The sequence below is a fragment of the Anabaena sp. 54 genome (assembly GCF_017355725.1).
Taxonomy (GTDB): Bacteria; Cyanobacteriota; Cyanobacteriia; order Cyanobacteriales; family Nostocaceae; genus Dolichospermum; species Dolichospermum heterosporum.
Genome location: NZ_JAAVWA010000021.1, coordinates 53,874 through 74,017, shown reverse-complemented (window position 1 = coordinate 74,017; position 20,144 = coordinate 53,874). Strand labels below are relative to the sequence as shown.

15 protein-coding genes and 1 tRNA gene are annotated in these 20,144 nt (G+C 36.3%); 9 read left to right on the top strand and 7 right to left on the bottom strand.

What is annotated here, in order from left to right; translation table 11 throughout:
* From HEQ36_RS17830 to chlP, 6 genes are all read left to right on the top strand, one after another.
* The gene (locus tag HEQ36_RS17830) at nt 1–3,315 is read left to right on the top strand and encodes a type I polyketide synthase (RefSeq protein WP_168635355.1); all 3,315 of its coding nucleotides are present in this window, start codon (nt 1–3) and stop codon (nt 3,313–3,315) included.
* 177 nt (nt 3,316–3,492) lie between these two features.
* Nucleotides 3,493–5,160, top strand: coding sequence for a PfaD family polyunsaturated fatty acid/polyketide biosynthesis protein (locus HEQ36_RS17825; protein ID WP_053537787.1), 1,668 nt, complete (start codon nt 3,493–3,495; stop codon nt 5,158–5,160).
* A gap of 2 nt (nt 5,161–5,162) precedes the next feature.
* Nucleotides 5,163–6,677 carry a thioester reductase domain-containing protein gene (locus tag HEQ36_RS17820; protein WP_053537788.1) on the top strand — a complete coding sequence of 505 codons (1,515 nt, stop codon included), beginning with the start codon at nt 5,163–5,165 and terminating at the stop codon, nt 6,675–6,677.
* 194 nt (nt 6,678–6,871) lie between these two features.
* Nucleotides 6,872–7,663: an SDR family oxidoreductase gene (locus HEQ36_RS17815; RefSeq protein WP_168635354.1), complete on the top strand. Its 792-nt coding sequence runs from the start codon at nt 6,872–6,874 to the stop codon at nt 7,661–7,663.
* Nucleotides 7,664–7,747: 84 nt separating this feature from the next.
* Nucleotides 7,748–8,338 (top strand): Uma2 family endonuclease, encoded by a 591-nt coding sequence (locus HEQ36_RS17810; RefSeq protein ID WP_039203015.1) that lies wholly within the window; start codon nt 7,748–7,750, stop codon nt 8,336–8,338.
* Between the two features lie 567 nt (nt 8,339–8,905).
* The gene (gene chlP, locus HEQ36_RS17805) at nt 8,906–10,126 is read left to right on the top strand and encodes a geranylgeranyl reductase (RefSeq protein WP_168635352.1); all 1,221 of its coding nucleotides are present in this window, start codon (nt 8,906–8,908) and stop codon (nt 10,124–10,126) included.
* A gap of 124 nt (nt 10,127–10,250) precedes the next feature.
* Here chlP and HEQ36_RS17800 read toward each other — a convergent pair whose 3' ends face one another.
* Together HEQ36_RS17800 and HEQ36_RS17795 are read right to left on the bottom strand one after the other, a co-directional pair.
* Nucleotides 10,251–12,068, bottom strand: coding sequence for an N-6 DNA methylase (locus HEQ36_RS17800; protein WP_168635351.1), 1,818 nt, complete (start codon nt 12,066–12,068; stop codon nt 10,251–10,253).
* A 157-nt stretch (nt 12,069–12,225) separates the two neighbouring features.
* A complete protein-coding gene (locus HEQ36_RS17795; RefSeq protein WP_325064590.1) occupies nt 12,226–13,257 on the bottom strand; it encodes a restriction endonuclease subunit S in 1,032 nt (343 codons plus the stop codon).
* Between the two features lie 127 nt (nt 13,258–13,384).
* Between HEQ36_RS17795 and HEQ36_RS17790 the strand changes: the two genes are divergently transcribed.
* Nucleotides 13,385–14,404, top strand: coding sequence for a transposase (locus tag HEQ36_RS17790; RefSeq protein ID WP_053537527.1), 1,020 nt, complete (start codon nt 13,385–13,387; stop codon nt 14,402–14,404).
* Between the two features lie 51 nt (nt 14,405–14,455).
* On the opposite strand, the gene HEQ36_RS17785 is transcribed toward HEQ36_RS17790, so the two are convergent.
* The 5 genes from HEQ36_RS17785 to HEQ36_RS17765 form a co-directional block, all read right to left on the bottom strand.
* A complete protein-coding gene (locus HEQ36_RS17785) occupies nt 14,456–15,259 on the bottom strand; it encodes a DEAD/DEAH box helicase family protein (RefSeq protein WP_168637281.1) in 804 nt (267 codons plus the stop codon).
* A gap of 352 nt (nt 15,260–15,611) precedes the next feature.
* Nucleotides 15,612–16,058, bottom strand: coding sequence for a HEPN domain-containing protein (locus HEQ36_RS17780; RefSeq protein ID WP_053537793.1), 447 nt, complete (start codon nt 16,056–16,058; stop codon nt 15,612–15,614).
* Nucleotides 16,048–16,695: a hypothetical protein gene (locus HEQ36_RS17775; protein WP_053537794.1), complete on the bottom strand. Its 648-nt coding sequence runs from the start codon at nt 16,693–16,695 to the stop codon at nt 16,048–16,050. Before HEQ36_RS17775 ends, HEQ36_RS17780 begins: the two co-directional genes overlap by 11 nt.
* On the bottom strand, nt 16,695–17,477 hold the full coding sequence (locus HEQ36_RS17770; RefSeq protein WP_053537795.1) for a TIGR04255 family protein: 783 nt from the start codon (nt 17,475–17,477) through the stop codon (nt 16,695–16,697). The genes HEQ36_RS17775 and HEQ36_RS17770 overlap by 1 nt, the downstream gene beginning before the upstream one ends.
* Before the next feature lie 281 nt (nt 17,478–17,758).
* Nucleotides 17,759–17,830: transfer RNA gene (locus tag HEQ36_RS17765), tRNA-Thr, on the bottom strand.
* A 229-nt stretch (nt 17,831–18,059) separates the two neighbouring features.
* Between HEQ36_RS17765 and argF the strand changes: the two genes are divergently transcribed.
* Nucleotides 18,060–18,980 carry an ornithine carbamoyltransferase gene (gene argF, locus HEQ36_RS17760; RefSeq protein ID WP_027403744.1) on the top strand — a complete coding sequence of 307 codons (921 nt, stop codon included), beginning with the start codon at nt 18,060–18,062 and terminating at the stop codon, nt 18,978–18,980.
* A gap of 176 nt (nt 18,981–19,156) precedes the next feature.
* On the top strand, nt 19,157–19,762 hold the full coding sequence (lexA, locus tag HEQ36_RS17755; protein ID WP_039201448.1) for a transcriptional repressor LexA: 606 nt from the start codon (nt 19,157–19,159) through the stop codon (nt 19,760–19,762).
* Nucleotides 19,763–20,144 lie beyond the last annotated feature (382 nt).

Genomic DNA, 20,144 nt, shown 5'->3' with positions numbered 1-20,144 from the left:
ATGAATATTCAGCAACATAAGACCGCAAAAATGGCAATTGTGGGCATGGATGCCTTTTTTGGAGAATGTCAAGAATTAGATGCCTTTGAGAACAGTATTTACGATGGAAAACAGCATTTTGTCACCTTACCAGAATCAAGATGGCATGGTATTAATGAACAAGAAACTTTACTGCGAGAGTATGGTTTAGAAGCAGGAAAAGTCCCCCAAGGAGCGTATATTGATAATTTTGAAGTTGATACTTTAGCTTACAAAATTCCTCCTAATGAAGTTGAAAAAATCAACTCTCAACAACTTTTATTATTAAGAGTTGCTGACCGCGCCCTCAAAGATGCGGGACTTTCACCTAATAGCAACGTAGCGGTAATTATTGCCGCAGATACAGAATTATCTGTACACCAACTCCAGCAAAGATGGAATTTACCTTGGCAAATTAAAGATGGTTTAAATGGTGCAGAAATTGTTTTATCACCAGAAAAGATCCATCAATTAGAAGGCATAGTTCAAGATAGTATTCACAATCAAGTTGAACTTAGTGAATATCTCAGTCACGTTACCAATATTATGGCTAGTCGGATTTCCTCTTTATGGAATTTTTCTGGTCCATCTTTTACCATTAGTGCCGTCGAAACAGCCGCTTTTAAAGCCCTAGAACTAGCGCAAATGCTGCTAGATACTAATGAAGTAGATGCTGTAGTTGTGGGTGCTGTTGACTTAGCAGGAGGTGTAGAAAATGTCTTATTGCGAAGTCAATTTGGCAAAATTAATACAGGAGTCAATACCTTAAGTTTTGACGAAAAAGCCAATGGTTGGAATGTGGGAGAAGGTGCAGGTGCAGTTGTTCTTAAACGTCATGATACAGCGTTAGCAAATAATCAACGTATCTATGCAGTAATTGATGGTATTAGCATTGGTCAATCTTCCTCAATGGCTGTAGATAGCCATACCATTACCCAAGTATGTCAACAAGCTTTTCAACAAGCCGGCATTGAACCCACAAAAGTTAATTACTTAGAAGTCTGCGCTAGTGGTATTCCCGCAGAAGACGAAGCCGAAATTAACGGTATCCTCCAAGCTTATCCCTCAGTAGGAGATGGTTTACACTGCGCTATAGGTAGCGTTAAAGCTAATATTGGTCATACCTTCGTTGCATCTGGAATTGCCAGTTTAATTAAAACTGCACTGAGTATTTATCACAGATATATTCCCGGAACTCCTAATTGGTCTGGTGTGAAAACACCGCAAGTATGGGAAGGTAGTCCTTTCTATGTTGCCACAGAATCGAGACCTTGGTTTTTGCAAAAAGAGGTCAAATCTCGAATTTCCGCGATTAATAGTATTGGTTGTGACGGTTCTTTTGCCCATATCATCTTATCAGAAGAAACCGCACAACCAGAACGTACCAGCACATATTTAGAATCAAGACCTTTGCATTTATTACCCATTGCCGCAGATGATCAATCTAGCTTATTAGCAGCATTGGATCATTTGCAAGCAACAATTGAAAATGCTGATTCTCTCAAAAATATTGCAAGTCAAACCTTTGTTAAATTTCAACAAAATTCTGACAGCAAATATACACTTTCCCTAACTGGACGCAACCAAAAAGAATTAATTAAAGAAATTAATTCTGCGAAAAAAGGTGTAACTAATGCCTTTGCAAATGGTAAAGATTGGCAAACTCCCATAGGTAGTTATTTTACACCCAAACCCCTGGGTAAAGATGGAGAAATTGCCTTTGTTTATCCCGCTGCTGTTAATACTTACCTGGGTATTGGTCGGAGTCTTTTCCGTTTATTTCCTAAAGTCTTAGATGATGTGATTATCAAAAGTCTTGACGAACGGGCTGCGGATGTTGAAAAATTGGTATTTCCGAGAAGTTTGAGTAAATTGTCAACTCGACAATTAGAAATTCTAGAAAAGAAATTGTTAGATGACTCTCTGGCAATGTTTGAAGCAGAAGTGCTTTTTACCAGATTAATCTCCACAATTATTACTGAGGATTTCCAAATTAAACCTAAATATATTTTCGGATATAGCTTAGGTGAAACTAGCATGATGGTTGCTCAAGGAGTATGGAGTAATTTTTATGAAGTCAGTCACACATTTAATTCATCAGCTTTATTTGGAGACAGATTATCTGGTCCTAAAAATGCTGTCCGTGAGTATTGGGGACTACCAAAAACTGACATAGTTCCAGAAAATAAGTTATGGGCTAACTACGTTCTCATGGCTAGTCCAGCCCAAGTTAGAGAATGTTTAAAAAATGAAACTCACGTTTATTTGACACAGATTAATACAGCAGAAGAAGTATTAATTGCCGGAGAACCAGCCGCGTGTGAACGAGTAATTAAAACCCTGGGTTGTAATTCCTTTCCTGCTCCTTTTGATCATGTAATTCATTGTCAAGCAATGCAATCAGAATCTCAAGAATTGGAAAAATTATACACTATACCAGCGCAAAAAATACCCGGAATTAAGTTTTATTCTGCGGCTGAATATCAGTCAATTGAACTTGATAGCCAAGAAATTGCTCACAATATTGCTACAGGGTTATGTCAACAACTCGACTTTCCCCGCTTAGTTAATCGCGTTTATGGTGACGGGGCAAAAATATTTATTGAAGCTGGTGCTGGTGGTATTTGTTCACGCTGGATAGATAAAAATTTAGCTAATCAAGAACATCTTACCGTATCCCTAAACCGACGCGGTACAGATGACCATAGTTCCCTAATTAAAGCATTAGCAAAACTATTAAGTCATCAAGTCAAGTTGAATCTAGCTCCTTTATATAACCTATCCTCAGAAAATACCCAACAAAAAAAAGCTGCACTGAGGAAAGTTACATTAGGTGGTAGTTCCATGACTGCTGCAATTTTAAATGCAGAAAATCGCCAAATTTTTGCTAATAACCAAAAGCAAACAATTTCTACTCAGCCAGAGTATAAAATCATTAATTCTCTACAGACATCCGAGAAAATAGCACCCACAGAGATTTACCCTAAACCCCAACCAAAGCTACAAAAAAATACCATAAAAACGATCATGGAGAACGGTTTGGAATTGTCAAAGAAACTAAAATTCTTTGAGTCAACAAAAATCATTAAGCAAAACATAAATCAAGAATCTGGTGAAAAAATTAGCATGAATGATTTAAAAAAAGCTCAGTATCAAAACTTGAGTAACAATACTGCCAAATTAACTAAAACTCACACAAACTTCTTAGCAGCTAGACAGGATTTTAGTCAGCAAATGAGCGAAATTATTCAATTGCAACTAGCTTGCGCTCAAAACTTACTCAAGGAAGAGAAATAATTCACTTAGTGTTAAGTGTAAAACTCTTTTTTAACTAACCACAGAGGCACAGAGGACACAGAGGGAAGAAAAATGCTTAACTGAGACGTAAAAAGATTAATGCTCTTTCTCTGTACCTCTGCGTGAGCTAGATTCTTCATTTCACATCCTTTGCTTATAAATTGAGGAATAATTACCGTGACAACAATCGAGACGGTACTAAGTAAACATGATAATGGACTGGGTTTTTTCACCTGTAATCACCAAAACCAAATTTGGAAGGGTTCATTAGATTGTGTTAGCTTTGAAAAAAGTGCTATCAAAGATAAACTATTAACATCAGATAAACCTTGTTATATTATTAAAATAGCTGGGAAAATCGGTGCTACTAATGATGGTTATTTATCATCTGCTGATAATGCTTTATCTGGACAAGCAGAACTTTTAATATCACTCCCTCCCCTACGTTTACAACAACTTGGCGACCCTAGTTTTCTCGCCGCTTATGGTGTAAAATATGCCTATATGACAGGAGCAATGGCTGGGGGTATTGCTTCTGAAGAAATGGTAATTGCACTCGGAAAAGAGAAAATTTTAAGTTCTTTTGGTGCAGGTGGTTTACTTCCAGAACGCTTAGAAACTGCGATTAATACTATTCAAGAAGCGTTACCTAGTGGTCCTTATGCTTTCAATTTAATTCACAGTCCTAACGAACCAGCTATTGAACGCCGCGCTGTAGATTTATATCTGAAATATGGTGTCAGAACTGTAGAAGCATCAGCATTTTTAGACTTAACTCCTAATATCGTTTATTATCGAGTTGCTGGGTTAAGATTAAATGCAGCTAATCAAATTGATATCCGAAATAAGGTAATAGCTAAAGTTTCCCGTCGAGAAGTTGCCACTAAATTTTTACAACCAGCACCGGAACGAATTCTCAAAGAGTTACTTCAGCAAGGACTAATTACCGAATTGCAAGCTAATTTGGCTAGACAAGTGCCAATGGCTGATGATATTACCGTTGAGGCTGATTCTGGTGGGCATACAGATAATCGTCCTTTAGTATGTTTATTACCATCAATTGTTGCCCTCAGAGATGAAATTCAAGGGCAATATAATTACTCAGTTCCTATTAGAATTGGCGTGGCTGGAGGCATTGGTACACCAGAAGCAGCATTAGCTGGTTTTATGATGGGTGCTGCTTATATAATGACTGGTTCAATTAATCAATCTTGTGTGGAATCTGGCGCTTGTGAACATACTAAAAAGTTGTTAGCACAAGCAGAAATGGCAGATATGACAATGGCTCCCGCAGCCGATATGTTTGAAATGGGAGTCAAATTACAAGTTCTCAAACGGGGGACAATGTTTCCCATGCGAGCGCAAAAACTATATGAATTGTATCGCACTTACGACTCTATTGAACAGATTCCCTCAGCAGAAAAAGAGAAGCTAGAAAAACAAATTTTCCGTAAAAGTCTTGCGGAAGTTTGGGAAGGTGCAGCGGCTTATTTATCCCAAAAAAATCCTGAAAAATTGGGTAAAGCTGTTAATAATCCTAAATTGAAAATGGCTGTCATCTTTCGTTGGTATTTAGGATTATCTTCTCGGTGGTCTAGCACTGGTGAAAAAGGTCGGGAAGTTGATTATCAAATATGGTGTGGTCCAGCTATGGGTGGTTTCAATGACTGGGTGCGTGGTTCATATTTGTCAGAATATAATCAGCGTCATGTTGTTGATGTTGCTGACCAAATTATGAGGGGGACAGCATTTTTATATCGTAGTCACAGTTTAAAAATGCAGGGTTTACAAATGCCTACTTATTACAGTCAATATCAACCAATTCCTTCTACATTGGAGAAGTAAAAATGAGTTTAAAACAGTCTTGTACTTCTGAAAGTATTCAATCATTTCTAGTTTCCCATCTCGCGGAAGTTGTCGGAGTTGAAACCGCAGAAATTGATGTTGATGAAAACTTAGAAAATTATGGTTTGGATTCTGCTCAAGCCATGATGATCATTAGTAAATTAGAGGAATTACTAGGTTTTAAACCTTCTCCTATTTTACTTTGGCATTATCCTAATATTGCGGCACTTTCCCAACGATTGTCAGAAGAATCTAGTAATGGTTCTCAGCTACAAGATGCAGGTTCTGGAACAAATTCCCCTGTTAGTTTTGCTCCTCCTCTTCTAGATTTGGCTGCGGAAGCTGTTCTAGACCCCACTATTCAACCCATAGGCACTGCTGTTTCTGTTACTAACCCTAAAAACATCTTTTTAACCGGGGGAACAGGTTATTTAGGTGCTTTCATTATCAAGGAATTACTAGAAGTATCGGACGCAACTCTTTATTGCTTAGTCCGTGCTAGTAATTTGGAAGAAGGTAAAAGCAAATTAGAAAATAATTTGCAACAATATGGCATTTGGCAAGATCATTATAGTGGCAGAATTATTCCCATTATTGGGGATTTAGCACAGCCACATTTAGGAATTAATGGAGAACAATTTCAAAATCTAGCTGCTAATATTGATACTATTTATCATAGTGCAGCTTTACTGAATTATGTTTATCCTTACTCAGCATTAAAAACAGCTAATGTTTTGGGTACACAGGAAGTTTTGCGTTTGGCTTGTCAAACTAAAGTTAAGCCATTGCATTATGTTTCTAGTGTGGCTGTTTTTGAATCCAGTGCTTATGCTGGTAAGTTAGTTAAAGAAGATGATGATTTTCATGATTGGGAAGGTATTTTCCTCGGTTATTCCCAAACTAAATGGGTGGCAGAAAAATTAGTAAAAATTGCTGGTAGTCGAGGATTACCTATTACTATTCATAGACCTCCTTTAATTTCTGGAGATAGCCAAACCGGGATTTGTAATACCCATGATTTCATCAATTTGATGATTAAAGGTTGTCTGCAAATGGGTTCTTTCCCTGATGTAGATTATATGTTGGATATGTCTCCTGTTGATTATGTGAGCAAATCTGTTGTTTATCTTTCTCGACAAGAAACATCTGTAGGTAAAGCTTTCCATTTACAACATCCTCAACCTGCTTCTTTAAAATCTTTAGTTGATTGGGTGCGTTCTTTTGGATTTTCACTGAAGATGATTCCCTATGAAGAATGGCAAGCAGAGTTAATTAATAATGTCACTTCTCAAGACAATCCATTATATACTTTGCGACCATTTTTACTAGAACGTTGGTCTGATGAACAAATCACCATTCCTGATTTGTATTTACAAGCAAGAAGACCAATTATCAGTTGTGAAGCAACTCTAGAAGCACTCAAAGGCAGTTCCATTGTTTGTCCTCCCATTGATTCTCAATTGTTGATGACTTACACATCTTACCTAGTACAAACTGGTTTCTTAAGTCTTGCTTAATATCAATTTTTGGTTAAGCTGCATATAATTATGAAATCCAGAATTTATCCGTATTTATCCGCGTTCATTTGCGTTTATCTGCGGTCAATTATTCTGGAAATCTTATTATATGCAGCTTAATTTTTATTTGTTATAATGTAAGGGTGTTGGCACAATTTATCAATGCTAACTCCAGCTAACTCATCTTTCTTAAAATGAACATAAAACGTCAGGGAACAGTTTTGATTACGGGTGCAGCTAATGGTATCGGTTATCAATTAGCTCGTATTTTTGCTCATAATAATTATAATCTAGTCTTGGTAGATAGACTAGAAGAAAAAATCACAAAAATAGCTGTTGATTTTGCAGAAGAATTTGGAATTTCTGTTAAACCTATTATTAAAGATTTATCTATATCTACATCTCCTGAAGAAATTTTCACAGAATTACAAGAATCTGGTATTAAAGTTGATATTCTGGTAAATAATGCCGGATTTGGTACTTATGGGTTATTTAATGAAACTAATCTCAAGACTGAATTGGAAATGTTGCAGGTAAATTTAGTTTGTCTGACCCATTTAACTAAGTTGTTTCTCAAAGAAATGGTTAAACAAGGTCATGGCAAGATATTAAATGTTGCTTCTGCGGCTGCATTTCAACCAGGTCCGTTAATGGCGGTGTATTTTGCCACTAAGGCTTATATTTTATCATTTTCAGAAGCGATCGCTAATGAATTAGAAGGTACAGGTGTCACCGTCACAGTTCTTTGTCCAGGTTCAACTGCATCTGCTTTTCATGAAAGAACCGGCATGGCAGATTCTAAAATGCTGAAGGGGAAAAATATGATGGATGCGGAAACTGTGGCTCAGATGGGCTATGATGCGTTAATGAGAGGAAAGACAATTGTTATTCCTGGGTTTATGAATAAAATGATGTCAAAATGTGTGAGGTTTATTCCTAGAAAACTTGTCACAAAGATTGTCAGAAGTATGCAGGAAGAGAAGTAGGGGTTTAGGACTGCTGAACCGTCACAAAATTAGATCATGATAGAATCTTATTAATATCACAATTATTAACTCTGTGTTGATATTATGCAAACACAAACACGATACTACACACCAGAAGAATACTTAGAACTCGAAGAACAAGCAGAGTATAAAAGCGAATATCGGGATGGAGAAATTATAGCTATGACTGGAGGAACAACAAATCATAATAAAATAGCTCTTAATTTCGCAGCTTCCTTAAAATACGGATTAAGAAAGAAAAACTATGCCGTTTATATTGGTGATGTCCGCTTGTGGATACCGCGTTATCGTCAACATACATACCCTGATGTGATGATAATTCAAGGAGAACCTATTTATGCTACTGAAAATACTACCACTGTGATGAATCCTTTATTAATTGCTGAAGTTTCATCTAAATCAACTAGTAATTATGACCAAAGTGATAAATTCATGTATTATCGTTCTATACCTGAATTTAAAGAATATATTTTAATCAATCAATATCAATATCATGTCATGCAATATGTGAAAACAAATGATGGTAAATGGATATTCACAGAGTTAGAATCGGAATCAGACATTTTAACATTACAAACTATAGATTTTCAGATTGCTTTAAGTGAAATATATGAACAGGTAAATTTTACCCAAAGCAATGAAAATCAAGAATAATCATAATGTATCTTTGATATCCTGTATTTGCTGTTACACTGATTTGCCGGGAAAAACTATTAAATATAGAATTTTGCATATGGTATTGCTGAATTGAGGTATGAAATTCCCAAGAGACTTCCAAGAAATAAATTATCCTAAGAAACGAACCACAGAGGCACAGAGTACACAGAGAGAGAATTTCTGCATCAGTTTTGGGACATTTTTTTATTTGGAAGTCTCCAAATTGAACCTTTAAAACTTTTACCTTTACGTCTTTGCGCCTTGACGTGAGACTAAAATTCATACCCTTAATTAGCAACGCCGAATTTTGGGCTTTGGTGAATGAAGGTATGATTTTCTCTCACGCAGAGGCGCAGAGTCCCGGAGAGTAAGAGTTTGAGAAATAGAATGTTTGATTTTCATACCTCAATTCAGCCACGTCCATAAGATATATAATAGCCGATTTTTATGTCGAAATATTAAGGAATATTGTATTTATATCAAAACCTGGAGCTACAAAGGAAATTCAGCCAAAAGTCCGTGATAGGATACTTTGGGAAAATATTCATAATTAGGAGAAAACCTTTGACACTACGGGTTGCTGTTGTGGGTTCGGGACCTGCGGGTTCATGCGCTGCCGAAACCCTAGCTAAAGCTGGGATTGAAACCTATTTGTTTGAGCGCAAGTTAGATAACGCCAAACCTTGTGGGGGCGCTATTCCCCTGTGCATGGTGAGTGAGTTTGACTTACCTCCGGCAATTATTGACCGTCGGGTACGGAAGATGAAAATGATTTCTCCTTCTAATCGTGAAGTTGATATCAATCTGATAAATGAAGAAGAATATATAGGAATGTGCCGCCGAGAAGTGCTGGATGGTTTCTTGCGGGACCGAGCGGCAAAATTAGGGGCAAATTTAATTAACGCCACTGTTCATAAAGTTGATATTCCTGGGAACAATACCGACCCCTATACCATTCACTACGTTGACCATACAGGGGACGGGGCGCAAGGCGTTACCAAAACCCTAAAGGTGGATTTAATCGTGGGTGCTGACGGGGCAAATTCCCGCGTTGCCAAGGATATGGGCGCTGGAGATTACAATTATGCGATCGCCTTCCAAGAACGCATTCGTCTTCCCCAAGACAAAATGGACTATTACAACGACCTCGCCGAAATGTACGTTGGCGATGATGTTTCCACCGACTTCTACGCTTGGGTATTCCCCAAACACGATCACGTAGCCGTCGGTACTGGCACAATGCACATCAACAAAGCCAGAATCAAACAATTTCAAACTGGTATTCGCGCCCGTGCTTCAGAAAAACTCGCCGGCGGTGAAATCATCAAAATAGAAGCACACCCCATCCCTGAACATCCCCGCCCCCGTCGCGTTGTCGGTCGCATAGCCTTGGTAGGAGATGCTGCTGGTTATGTTACCAAGTCCTCTGGGGAAGGTATCTACTTCGCTGCTAAATCTGGCAGAATGTGCGCTGAAGCCATTGTGGAAGCCGCTAACGGTGGGGCGCGGATTCCCACAGAACGAGACCTCAAAGTGTACATCAAGCGTTGGGATAAGAAATACGGACTCACCTACAAAGTGTTAGACATTCTTCAAAACGTCTTCTATCGTTCCGATGCTACCCGTGAAGCATTTGTAGAAATGTGTGATGATTTGGACGTACAAAAGCTAACTTTTGATAGTTATCTCTATAAAACTGTAGTTCCCGCTAACCCCTTCACCCAGTTAAAAATTACTGCCAAAACCATTGGTAGTTTAATTCGTGGTAACGCCCTTGCACCCTAAATATAGGAAATCAGAAGCCGGAAATTCGTTTCTGGGCTTCTTTTTTTGGGGTGCTTTCGCCTGTGTTCTACTCATTACAGGTTTTGTCAAAAGTGTCCGCACATGACAAAGATAGAAATAATTTTTATCCCTTGTTCCTTAAACTCGATAAAATTGTATTTATTTCCTTTCCTTTGATTTCAATAAACTCTAGCAGTTCTGCCGGTGTGCGGTTATCTTCCTCAGTTTTTACATGAGGATTCACAGCTTTTAAATCATATACAGCATTATCAATGGCTTCAGCTTGAGATTTTAACTCTCTTGCTTCCTTTTCCTGTTCTTTAACAGTTTTTTCTAGTTCTGTATATATTTCACTATCCTGCTGTTTAGCTTTTTTTAATGCTGTTAGTCTGTCTTTAAGTTCTCTAATTTCTTCCTCAATAACTGCGGCTTTTTGTTTGAAAGGTGCAGATTTTTCTTCAGCGACAGCTTTACGTTCAGTTATATCTATTGTCCAACTTCTTTCGCTGTCTCCTTGGGTGGGAAGTAAGCGGAAAAATTCATCAAAATGGGATTCTGTTAAAGGTGTGCGTTTCCCAACTTTAATATCAGAAAGATCATAATACCAAATTTTTTCGGTGGTTTCTCCCTTAGTGAAAAATAAAATATTAGCTTTCACACCTCCACCAGCAGCCACAAATGTTCCGGCTGGTAAACTGATGATACACCAAAGATTACAATTTTCTAAAAGATTGCGTTTTGTGGAAACAAATGCAGTTTCATTAGTTCTAAATAAAATCCCTTCATCTAATACTATACCGCAGCGTCCGTTAGATTTGAGGCTTTTAAAAGCGTGTTGTAAAAATAAGGCTTGGGTAGCACTGGTTTGATAATCAAAACCTATTTGCGCTTCTTTACTTTCTTTACCACCGAAGGGCGGATTCATTAAAATAACATCATGTAAATCTGGTGCATTTGTAAATAAACCTCCATAGGTTTCGCTTTCTGTTAAGGTGTTTCCGTGCCAGATATGGGGTTCATCAATTCCATGTAATACTAAATTAGCGATCGCAATGGGGTAAATTAAATTATCTTTTTCCCGTCCATAAAATGTCTTGCGTTTGAGAATTTCTAAATCTTTTGAGGTAATTTGTCCACCATTTTGACTTCTGATATGTTCATAAGACTGGGCTAAAAATCCACCTGTTCCCAGTCCCGGATCATAAACTGTTTCGCCTATTTTCGGATTAATAACTTTTACCATCACCGAAATAATGGGACGAGGTGTAAAGAATTGTCCGCCGTCGTTACCTTTTTCACCCATTCTCAATAGTAACCCTTCAAAAACTTGAGAAAGGGGAAAAATGAAGTTAATATTTACTGTTGCATTGCTGATTTCATGGACTTTATCTAAAACATCAAGCAGGTTTTTTTGAGTGTCTATTCTGACTCTTTCTACCCCGGATAAAACTTGGCTAATTACTTTTTGTCTGGGGGTAGAATTTTCATGATCTTTGAGTTGTTTGAGATGGGGAATTAATACTAAATCTACCCAGACTTTGAAGGGTTCAGATAAATTAATTCCACTTTCTCTAAATTTATCTAGTTCTTCAACTTCCAGGGTATGATCTGTGATTTGTTTGCGTTTCCAACCTTGTGGACGTTGTTTTTCATCTAGCTTAAATAGAGATTCATCATAAGTTGCAGCCCAGTCACGCCAACGGTAAGGACTTTCTAAGGATGGGGTAAAATTTATATCTAATGCTTCGGCATTTTCGGCTTCTTTTTGTTCTTGTTCATCAAGAATACGTAAGAATAAAATCCAGGTTAATTCGGGGATATATTGCAGCGCACCGGCGCAATTTGAGCGGCGAATTATATCACAAATACTATATATATAGCTGTCTAGGCTTTGTTGGCTGGAATATTTTTGATTGTTAGTTTTTTTGCTGGTTTTTGGCATAGATTTAATTAATATTTGGGTTTGTTTCTCATGCAAAGGTTATTATATAGTGATCTTCTCTATTTTAATAAATCTTTTTTAATGAACCACGAAGACACGAAGAACACGAAGAGAAGAAAGAGAAAAAAGAGAAGTTTTTACAGGTTTTTGGGATTTTTTATAGTTCACCGTTGAGTGCTTGGCGAAGAAATGCGGCTGGTAGTTTGTTGATGGTTTCTAATTGTTGTTCTAGGGTTTTACATAATCGTTCTGTTTCTGTTAATTTTTCAGTTAATGTTGTAACTATGTATTTTTGTTTATCAAGCTTTGGAATAGCAGCTTCTAAATCCTCAACCTTAGACACACTTAGTGTATGCAAACCAGTTGTTGTTTGTGCCTTTTCTATCATTTGAGTTTTACCAATGTCGCTATTAAGGTAGAGACTTATAAATTCTGGATCTACTTTTTCTATGTCTAGACGAACGCGGATAATATGATTTTGATGAATACAGTCTTCAATTTCGCCACGAAAAATAGCATTACGTCCAATATGATCTACACTGCCATTACCTTCTACAATTAAAATGTCTCCCCACTTTAATTGGTAGCGAGAAAGTTCATTAGATGTTATCTCAAATCTTTCAATATCTGATATGTCCAGCCAACCACGTTGAACGTTACGGACTGTTAGATATGGACGGTGGAAATTTTGAGGAGTACGATTTTTAGTTTTTTGAATTCCACCAGACACCCATGCTAAATCTCGCAATTTTTTTCTTTCCCACTTTTGTGCTTCTGGACTATTGAAAACATCACGGAGATAAGCTGAGGTTAATTCTTTTGCTGCTTCTAATTGCGCGATCGCATTTTGTCTAGCTTTCTCCACAGTTTCCATCTGTTCATTCAAAATAGCAGCAATTCTCTTTTGTTCATCTAGTGAAGGAAGGGGAATGAGAAGACGTTCAATAAACTCTTTTTGTACTCCAGTCTGACCAGCAGAACGTTGAGATTGAGAAGTAACGACACTTTGTATGTGAGATTCTTGCAACAAATAATATAAATAGTCTTTTTGCAGATTTTTTTTTGGTATTGTCTTAATTAGAGCAACATTATAAGCACCTGATAGACCACGCAAAATTTGAAATATTGGTGGTCCATAGCGACCTATCATTACATCACTTTCATCAAAAGTTCGTTTTGCTTCTTCTATAGGTATATAAACATCAAAACTTGAGCATTGGTTTGAGAACAGAAGTGTTGAATGTTAGGAAAAGATTAAAAAAAAGTACCATAATTTGATACAATCTAAAAAAATCTAGATAAAGAATTATCAAATTATGCGCTTAAAGAATTTCCCAGAAGTGGTCAAAACAATATTGAAACCATTGCCCAAAAAAGATTATCCAGTTCTGGACACATTTTCATTTGTATCAGTGTGGTTACAGTATGTCATGGATAAAAGTATAGTGAGTATGAGAGATTTATTTCAAAGACTAAATAATCAAGGGATAGATTTAAAAATATCAAATTTTTCCAAGGCAAGTAAAAAGAGAGATACTCAAGTATTTTTGGAGATAATAACTGAATTAAACAATCAACTGAGAAAGAAAAAAGGAAAGGAAGAAACCCAAGCATTATTTCCTATAGATTCAACAATTATTACATTAACAAGTAAATTATTATGGAGTCAAGGATATCATCAAGTAAAACTATTTTGTGGGTTAGATAGTTTGACATCAGAAGTTGGTGGAATGGTGATTCATTTTGGGCAAGGACATGACCATAAATATGGACAAGAAACAGTAGAAGCAATTCCGTCAAAAGGAGTAGGGATAATGGATAGAGGATTTGCATCCTCCGAAAGAATATCTGAATTAAAACAACAAAAAAATAAAGCTTTTGTCTTAAGAATTAAAAATAATGTCACTTTAGAAATGCTAGAAAATGGTAATTGTAAAGTTGGCAAAGATGAAAGAGAAGTGGAAATTAGAGTAGTAGCATTTTGTGATATAGAAACTAAGAGTGAATTTCGTTTAGCAACAAACTTATTAAATGAAGGAGAAGAGCAAGTTAGTAATCAAGAGATTATGGAAATTTACATACAAAGATGGCAAATTGAATTGTTATGGAAATTCTTAAAAATGCACCTCAAGTTAGACAGACTTATGACAAAGAATGAGAATGGAATTAGAATTCAGATAATGTGCTGTTTAATCGCTTATTTGATATTGCAACTAATAGAAATACCGCAAGAATTTGGCAAAACTTTATTAGATAAGCTCCGTTATCTTCAGTCCTATATGTGTCAGGAAATAAGTTATGTTCATTGGTTTAGAAAACTTATTTGGATAAGATGAAAAATAGCACTTATAGGCTAAGTTTATTTCAATATGTAAAGTTTTATTACGCTATTCAACATTTCTGGTTTGAGAATTATTGGAATCAACCACAGCAGCATTAGCCCCAAAAACATTTTTAAACGCCTTTGATGCTTGTTCTCTCAGTTCAACTCGATCACATACAAACAGTGCCTTTACTCGTTGTCCAGTATCCGCAATTCGTTTTAATAAATGTACCGCAATCCGAGTTTTACCTGCTCCTGTAGCTAAAGATAATAAAGCCCTTTTCGGATTACCTGTTACCTCACAACGGGTTATTTTTTCTAATACCGCCCGAATCGCTGCATCTTGATAATATCTAACAGTTGCATCACCTGTTACATAAGGAGTTAATAAAGGTTGTGCAGCCGGATGATCTAATTTAAAACCCACCCATTTTTCATATCGTAACCGCAGATTTTCTCTATCTGGAAATTTCGATAATGGTTGAGGATCAGAAGTAATTCCCGTCATCCGATCAAATTCTATAAAGCGATGTCCATTAGTAGAAAAAACCACAGGAACATGAAGCCTTTCCGCATATACTTTAGCTTGTTCTAGTCCCAAACTAGGGGAGAATTTAGCGGCTTTCGCTTCAATTACTGATACATTAATCGCCTGTTTTTTCAGAATAATTTGCAGCCGTAAAACAATATCTGCTCGTCCTCTTTTGCGTTTAGGTAGCCCATTGACAATGACAATAGCTCCTGCTGTCACTTCTCGCTTAATAAAGTTTTCTTTCCAACCTATTTGATAAAGTCCTGGATTGATTAATTTAGCGATGGTTTCAGCTTCATTGAGATCATGATCGTCAAAAATTTCCTCACCCAGCACAATAGTTACCCTTAGTGATCACTTGATATTTGATATTAACCCCTGATAAATAACATCTAACCACACAGGAATCACAGCCTTACCTTCATCTAGGGATGCGATCGCAAACCACACACAAGGAATCGCTTCACGTCAATGCTGACAAAATAAAGGGATAATGATTCGTTATTCCCTCAGTGCAGCATAGTCTATAACCAGCAGCTATGCCCACTTTTTGAATTTCTCAAATGGTGCAAAATTCGGCAATGTGGTTTGATTGTTTGTTCTACAGCTATTTTTGATATTCTGAAATTTAAAAATATTTATTGAATGATATGGGTACTGAATAAAAGTCAATACTAAAAATAGTAATTTACTTACTTGCATCTTGAATTAATTCTGTGATTTTTTCAATAATATTTTGAGCTATTTTCAACGAAAATTTCACCTCTTTCTCTAAAGTATATATAGTGTCATCATAATCTGCTTTATTTCTAGATTGCCTAAGCCGACCTAAATCATTTCCTATTTCTATCATTTTTTTATTTTTTGATTTATTACATCTAAATTCATCTGCCACAAATTGGTGTTCATTGATATCACCAGTTCTGGCTTTTGACAATCTTGGCTCATGTAAAACATCTCGTAAATAATTTCTAGCTATACAAAAGGCAGCATAATAGGCTCTACTTATAGATGAACGTAGTTTTGCTTCAGATATTGTGGGTTTAGAATCTGTTTCTGAATCACTAGAAATGGTAGAATTTATATCAGCTAGTTCTTTGGCTAGTTCAAGATATTCAGCCCAATTAAATTTCATCAAAACTAATATTAATTTCTAAATCATTACCGAACTTAAAAGAGACATCTAACCACCAACTGTTATCCAGCATTTTTAATTTATCAAATGCTTCATCTACATCAAGGTTAGTGTGAATATCAATAATTAATTTTTGCCAACCAATAATTTCTGGATCATAGGCAACCCTCAGTACACTTTTTTCATTATTAAAAATATTTTTGATTTGTTCATGAGCTTCTATTAATAAATGAATTAAATTTGTTTTTTCATGCAAATATTTCAATATTTCTCCTGGATGAATCAAAGTGTATAGATTTTTAATTTCACTGAAAAAATTATTTAATAAAGGAACAGAACTATTATTAATTACGTGATTAGATATGTCTGTTGAAAAATAAGAACCTGCTAATAAGTTAGTTTGTATGCTTTCTATGGAAGGATTTGTACGGTGTTCATTCTGATTTTTGTCTCTATATAACAAACAAGCAGCTAACTCTACTGTTTCATTTTCTATATCCCAGTATATTGGAGATGGATTAAGTTTTAGTTTATTGTTTGTAGATAGACCAAGTGAGAAATGGCTGTGAACATTTCTCTCTAATGCCTTTAATTTATTTCTCCTATTATCAATGTGAAAATTACCATTGTTAGTCATTATTCAAAACTCCTTAATAAATCACCATCAACTAATGTGAAAAACCAATTATGACAAACTGAGTGAGCATTTTCCAGCCATTTATCTAAGTTGGCAGGAATTTCCGGTAAATCAGGTGCAATTGATTGAATAGTAATTTCCCATATTAAAGCATCACTGGGTAAATTTGTCTGATTATCCAACTTTTGCCCTTTAACAATTCTGAAATTTACAATTCCTTTAGGATTTTCAGAGTTAAAGGCAAATTGTAAATCTAATTGTATGGGATTATTTTTTACTAATGTCTTCTCGAAAAGTAAAGGATTCAAATTTAATTCTATTTTCATTCTATTTTTTAAAAATTCATAAAATTCATTTTCTTTTAAGTTTAAATCTATAGCATCAATATATTTTAATATGAGATGACGTGGACGAAATTTATCTTTACTTGGATGCACTATATACAAATTATCTACAACTTCAATGATTCGTTTTTTGAAATCTTGCCAAATATAATTTTCTGTATCATTAACTGTTAAAATTCCATTACCTAATTGTACTAGAGGCCAACCTTGATTACTCTTGAATCTATGTTTAATAATACCTTCTGCCATTTGCTCAGGAATAGAAGCAAAGGGCAATTGTTCATATACGGGATAATTCTCATTTATTCTGTCAAATAATCTGCCAAGTATTAGTTGAGTATTAGGATCACCACCTATTAATTGTGGTTGTTCTACATACCATCTAATCTCAAATATTGCCTCGACAAGAGGTTTGTTTGTTAAGTTTTCTAGGGTCATTTTTAAACTATGGTTTCTTACACTCTTTTATCTTAACTTACAAGGCTAATTATCTTGCATATTTTATTAACCATATATTGTCAGTACAGTAGGCGATCGCATCCTGAACAGTTTAAAGTAAAGTGTATCTGCTTTATATATAAGAGTCTTAGTTTTTTCCTAGCTCCAGAGATAAATGTTGATAAATAACATCTAGTCAGACAGGAATTACAGCTTTACCTTTATCTAGGGAAGCGATCGCAAACCACACTAACAAAAGAGAATATGTGTTTAAGAATAAAGGCCAGCAGTTGGATTTGAACCTACGACCTTCCGATTACAAGTCGGATGCACTACCACTGTGCTATGCTGGCGGTTTGGGTAAGAACGTTTTTAATTGCCTCACCGATTTCATATTATAGCATAGGCATATCATTTGTCTAGAGGGTAAACAAAATATTTTTCCAGTTGCCAAGAATCAGTAAAACTAGCGGACGTGCTGTAGATTGATGCAAAAATATTTGGTACAGTGCAATTGGAGTATTCCTGGTGACACGGCTATACCAAAGCGCAGGAACATTTGTTCTTTAGAGATAATCAAGCATGGCAGCATTGATAGGCAGAGATTTATTAAGTCTAGCGGATCTGAGTTCTGAGGAACTGCAAGAACTTCTGGAATTGGCTACTCAACTCAAGTCAGAAAAACTGAAGTTGCATTGTAACAAGGTTCTAGGTTTGTTATTTTCCAAAGCTTCAACACGCACTAGAGTCAGTTTTACAGTCGCAATGTACCAACTGGGCGGACAGGTAATTGATCTGCATCCTAATGTCACTCAGGTGAGTCGAGGAGAACCTATCCAGGATACTGCTAGGGTGTTAGATCGTTATTTGGATGTTTTAGCAATTCGTACCTTTGCTCAACAGGAGTTGGAAACTTTTGCCAAATATGCGAAAATTCCTGTAATTAATGCCCTCACGGATTTAGAACACCCCTGTCAGATATTGGCAGATTTACTCACCATTCAAGAAAAATTTGGCAGTTTGGCGGGTTTAACATTAACCTATGTCGGTGATGGGAATAATGTCGCTAATTCCCTGATGTTGGGTTGTGCTTTGGTGGGAATGAATGTCAGAATCGCTTTTCCGTCAGGATATGCCCCAGATGCAGAAATTGTAGAAAAAACTAGGGAAATAGCTAATAAAAAAACTGAAGTTATCTTGACTCACGATCCTGAAGCAGCAGCAAAAGGTGCATCCGTACTTTATACTGACGTTTGGGCAAGCATGGGGCAAGAAACACAAGCCAATAATCGCTTCCCTGTTTTTCAACCTTATCAAATTTCACAACAATTATTAAGTCTTGCAGATCCAGAAGCAATTGTTTTACACTGCTTACCAGCCCATCGCGGTGAAGAAATTACTGAAGAGGTAATTGAAGGTTCACAATCACGGGTTTGGGATCAGGCAGAAAATCGCCTCCACGCTCAAAAAGCTTTACTTGCAAGTATTCTTGGGGCAAAATAACAGTATTGGTAATGGGTAATGGGTAATGGGTAATGGGTAATTAGTGAAATTATTATCTGTTCCCTATTCCCTATTAGTTACTAATTACCATAAATTTTTAATAAAAGCTTGTTAAGGGAAGAATTTTGTAGTACCAATGTTCTAGGGACATTTATTATTTACTTCCCAAAAAAATTATGGAACGTCTCACAGAACCCCAAAAAGAACTATACGAATGGTTGGTAGAATATATCAGGTTGAATCAACATTCTCCATCAATTCGCCAAATGATGGAAGGGATGAATTTGAAATCTCCCGCACCCATTCAAAGTCGGTTAGAACATTTACGCAATAAGGGCTACATTGGCTGGAATGAAGGCAGGGCAAGAACTTTGCGGATAGTTCATCCTGTTAAACAAGGTGTACCAATTTTAGGAACTATTGCCGCTGGTGGTTTAATTGAACCGTTCACTGATGCGGTGGAACATTTAGATTTGGCTAATTTATCATTACCTCCTCAAAGCTATGCTTTACGGGTCGCGGGGGATAGTATGATTGAGGATTTAATAGCAGATGGTGATGTCGTATTTTTGCGCCCTGTAGCCGAACCAAATCAATTAAAAAATGGAACTATCGTCGCGGCAAGGGTGGAAGGACATGGAACAACTTTAAAACGATTTTATCGCCATGATGATCTTGTCACCCTTAAACCTGCAAATCGTAATTATCACCCGATAGAAGTATCAGCAATGCAAGTAGAGGTACAAGGTTCTTTGGTGGGTATTTGGCGTAATTATAACTAAAGGATGTCATTTGGAGACTTCCAAATAAAAAAATGTCCCAAAACTGATGCAAAAATTCTCTCTCTGTGTACTCTGTGCCTCTGTGGTTCGTTTCTTGGGATAATTTATTTCTTGGAAGTCTCTTGTCAGTTTGTAGGGGTAAAATGCAATGCTCATGAGTGTCAACTTAAGCTGCAAATGGCTCATCTGTAAGCTGCCACACCCGCCCAGAAATGAATTTCCGGGCTAATAGCCAAAGTGTACTAAAGTAGACTGATAGCAAAGCGTAACGTAAGCCATAGATTCTTCAAATTATTTAGTCATCTTTAGATGACTTGAGCTATTAGCAAGGAACTTAAGTTCCTTGCGGAACTAAGGTTTTACTTTACTCCTACTAATAATT

Coding starts and splice junctions, on each gene's coding strand:
- HEQ36_RS17830 (WP_168635355.1), top strand. CDS start 1: ATGAATATTCAGCAACATAAGACCGCAAAAATGGCAATTGTGGGCATG.
- HEQ36_RS17820 (WP_053537788.1), top strand. CDS start 5,163: ATGAGTTTAAAACAGTCTTGTACTTCTGAAAGTATTCAATCATTTCTA.
- HEQ36_RS17815 (WP_168635354.1), top strand. CDS start 6,872: ATGAACATAAAACGTCAGGGAACAGTTTTGATTACGGGTGCAGCTAAT.
- HEQ36_RS17810 (WP_039203015.1), top strand. CDS start 7,748: ATGCAAACACAAACACGATACTACACACCAGAAGAATACTTAGAACTC.
- HEQ36_RS17800 (WP_168635351.1), bottom strand. CDS start 12,068: ATGCCAAAAACCAGCAAAAAAACTAACAATCAAAAATATTCCAGCCAA.
- HEQ36_RS17790 (WP_053537527.1), top strand. CDS start 13,385: ATGCGCTTAAAGAATTTCCCAGAAGTGGTCAAAACAATATTGAAACCA.
- HEQ36_RS17780 (WP_053537793.1), bottom strand. CDS start 16,058: ATGAAATTTAATTGGGCTGAATATCTTGAACTAGCCAAAGAACTAGCT.
- HEQ36_RS17775 (WP_053537794.1), bottom strand. CDS start 16,695: ATGACTAACAATGGTAATTTTCACATTGATAATAGGAGAAATAAATTA.
- HEQ36_RS17770 (WP_053537795.1), bottom strand. CDS start 17,477: ATGACCCTAGAAAACTTAACAAACAAACCTCTTGTCGAGGCAATATTT.
- argF (WP_027403744.1), top strand. CDS start 18,060: ATGGCAGCATTGATAGGCAGAGATTTATTAAGTCTAGCGGATCTGAGT.
- lexA (WP_039201448.1), top strand. CDS start 19,157: ATGGAACGTCTCACAGAACCCCAAAAAGAACTATACGAATGGTTGGTA.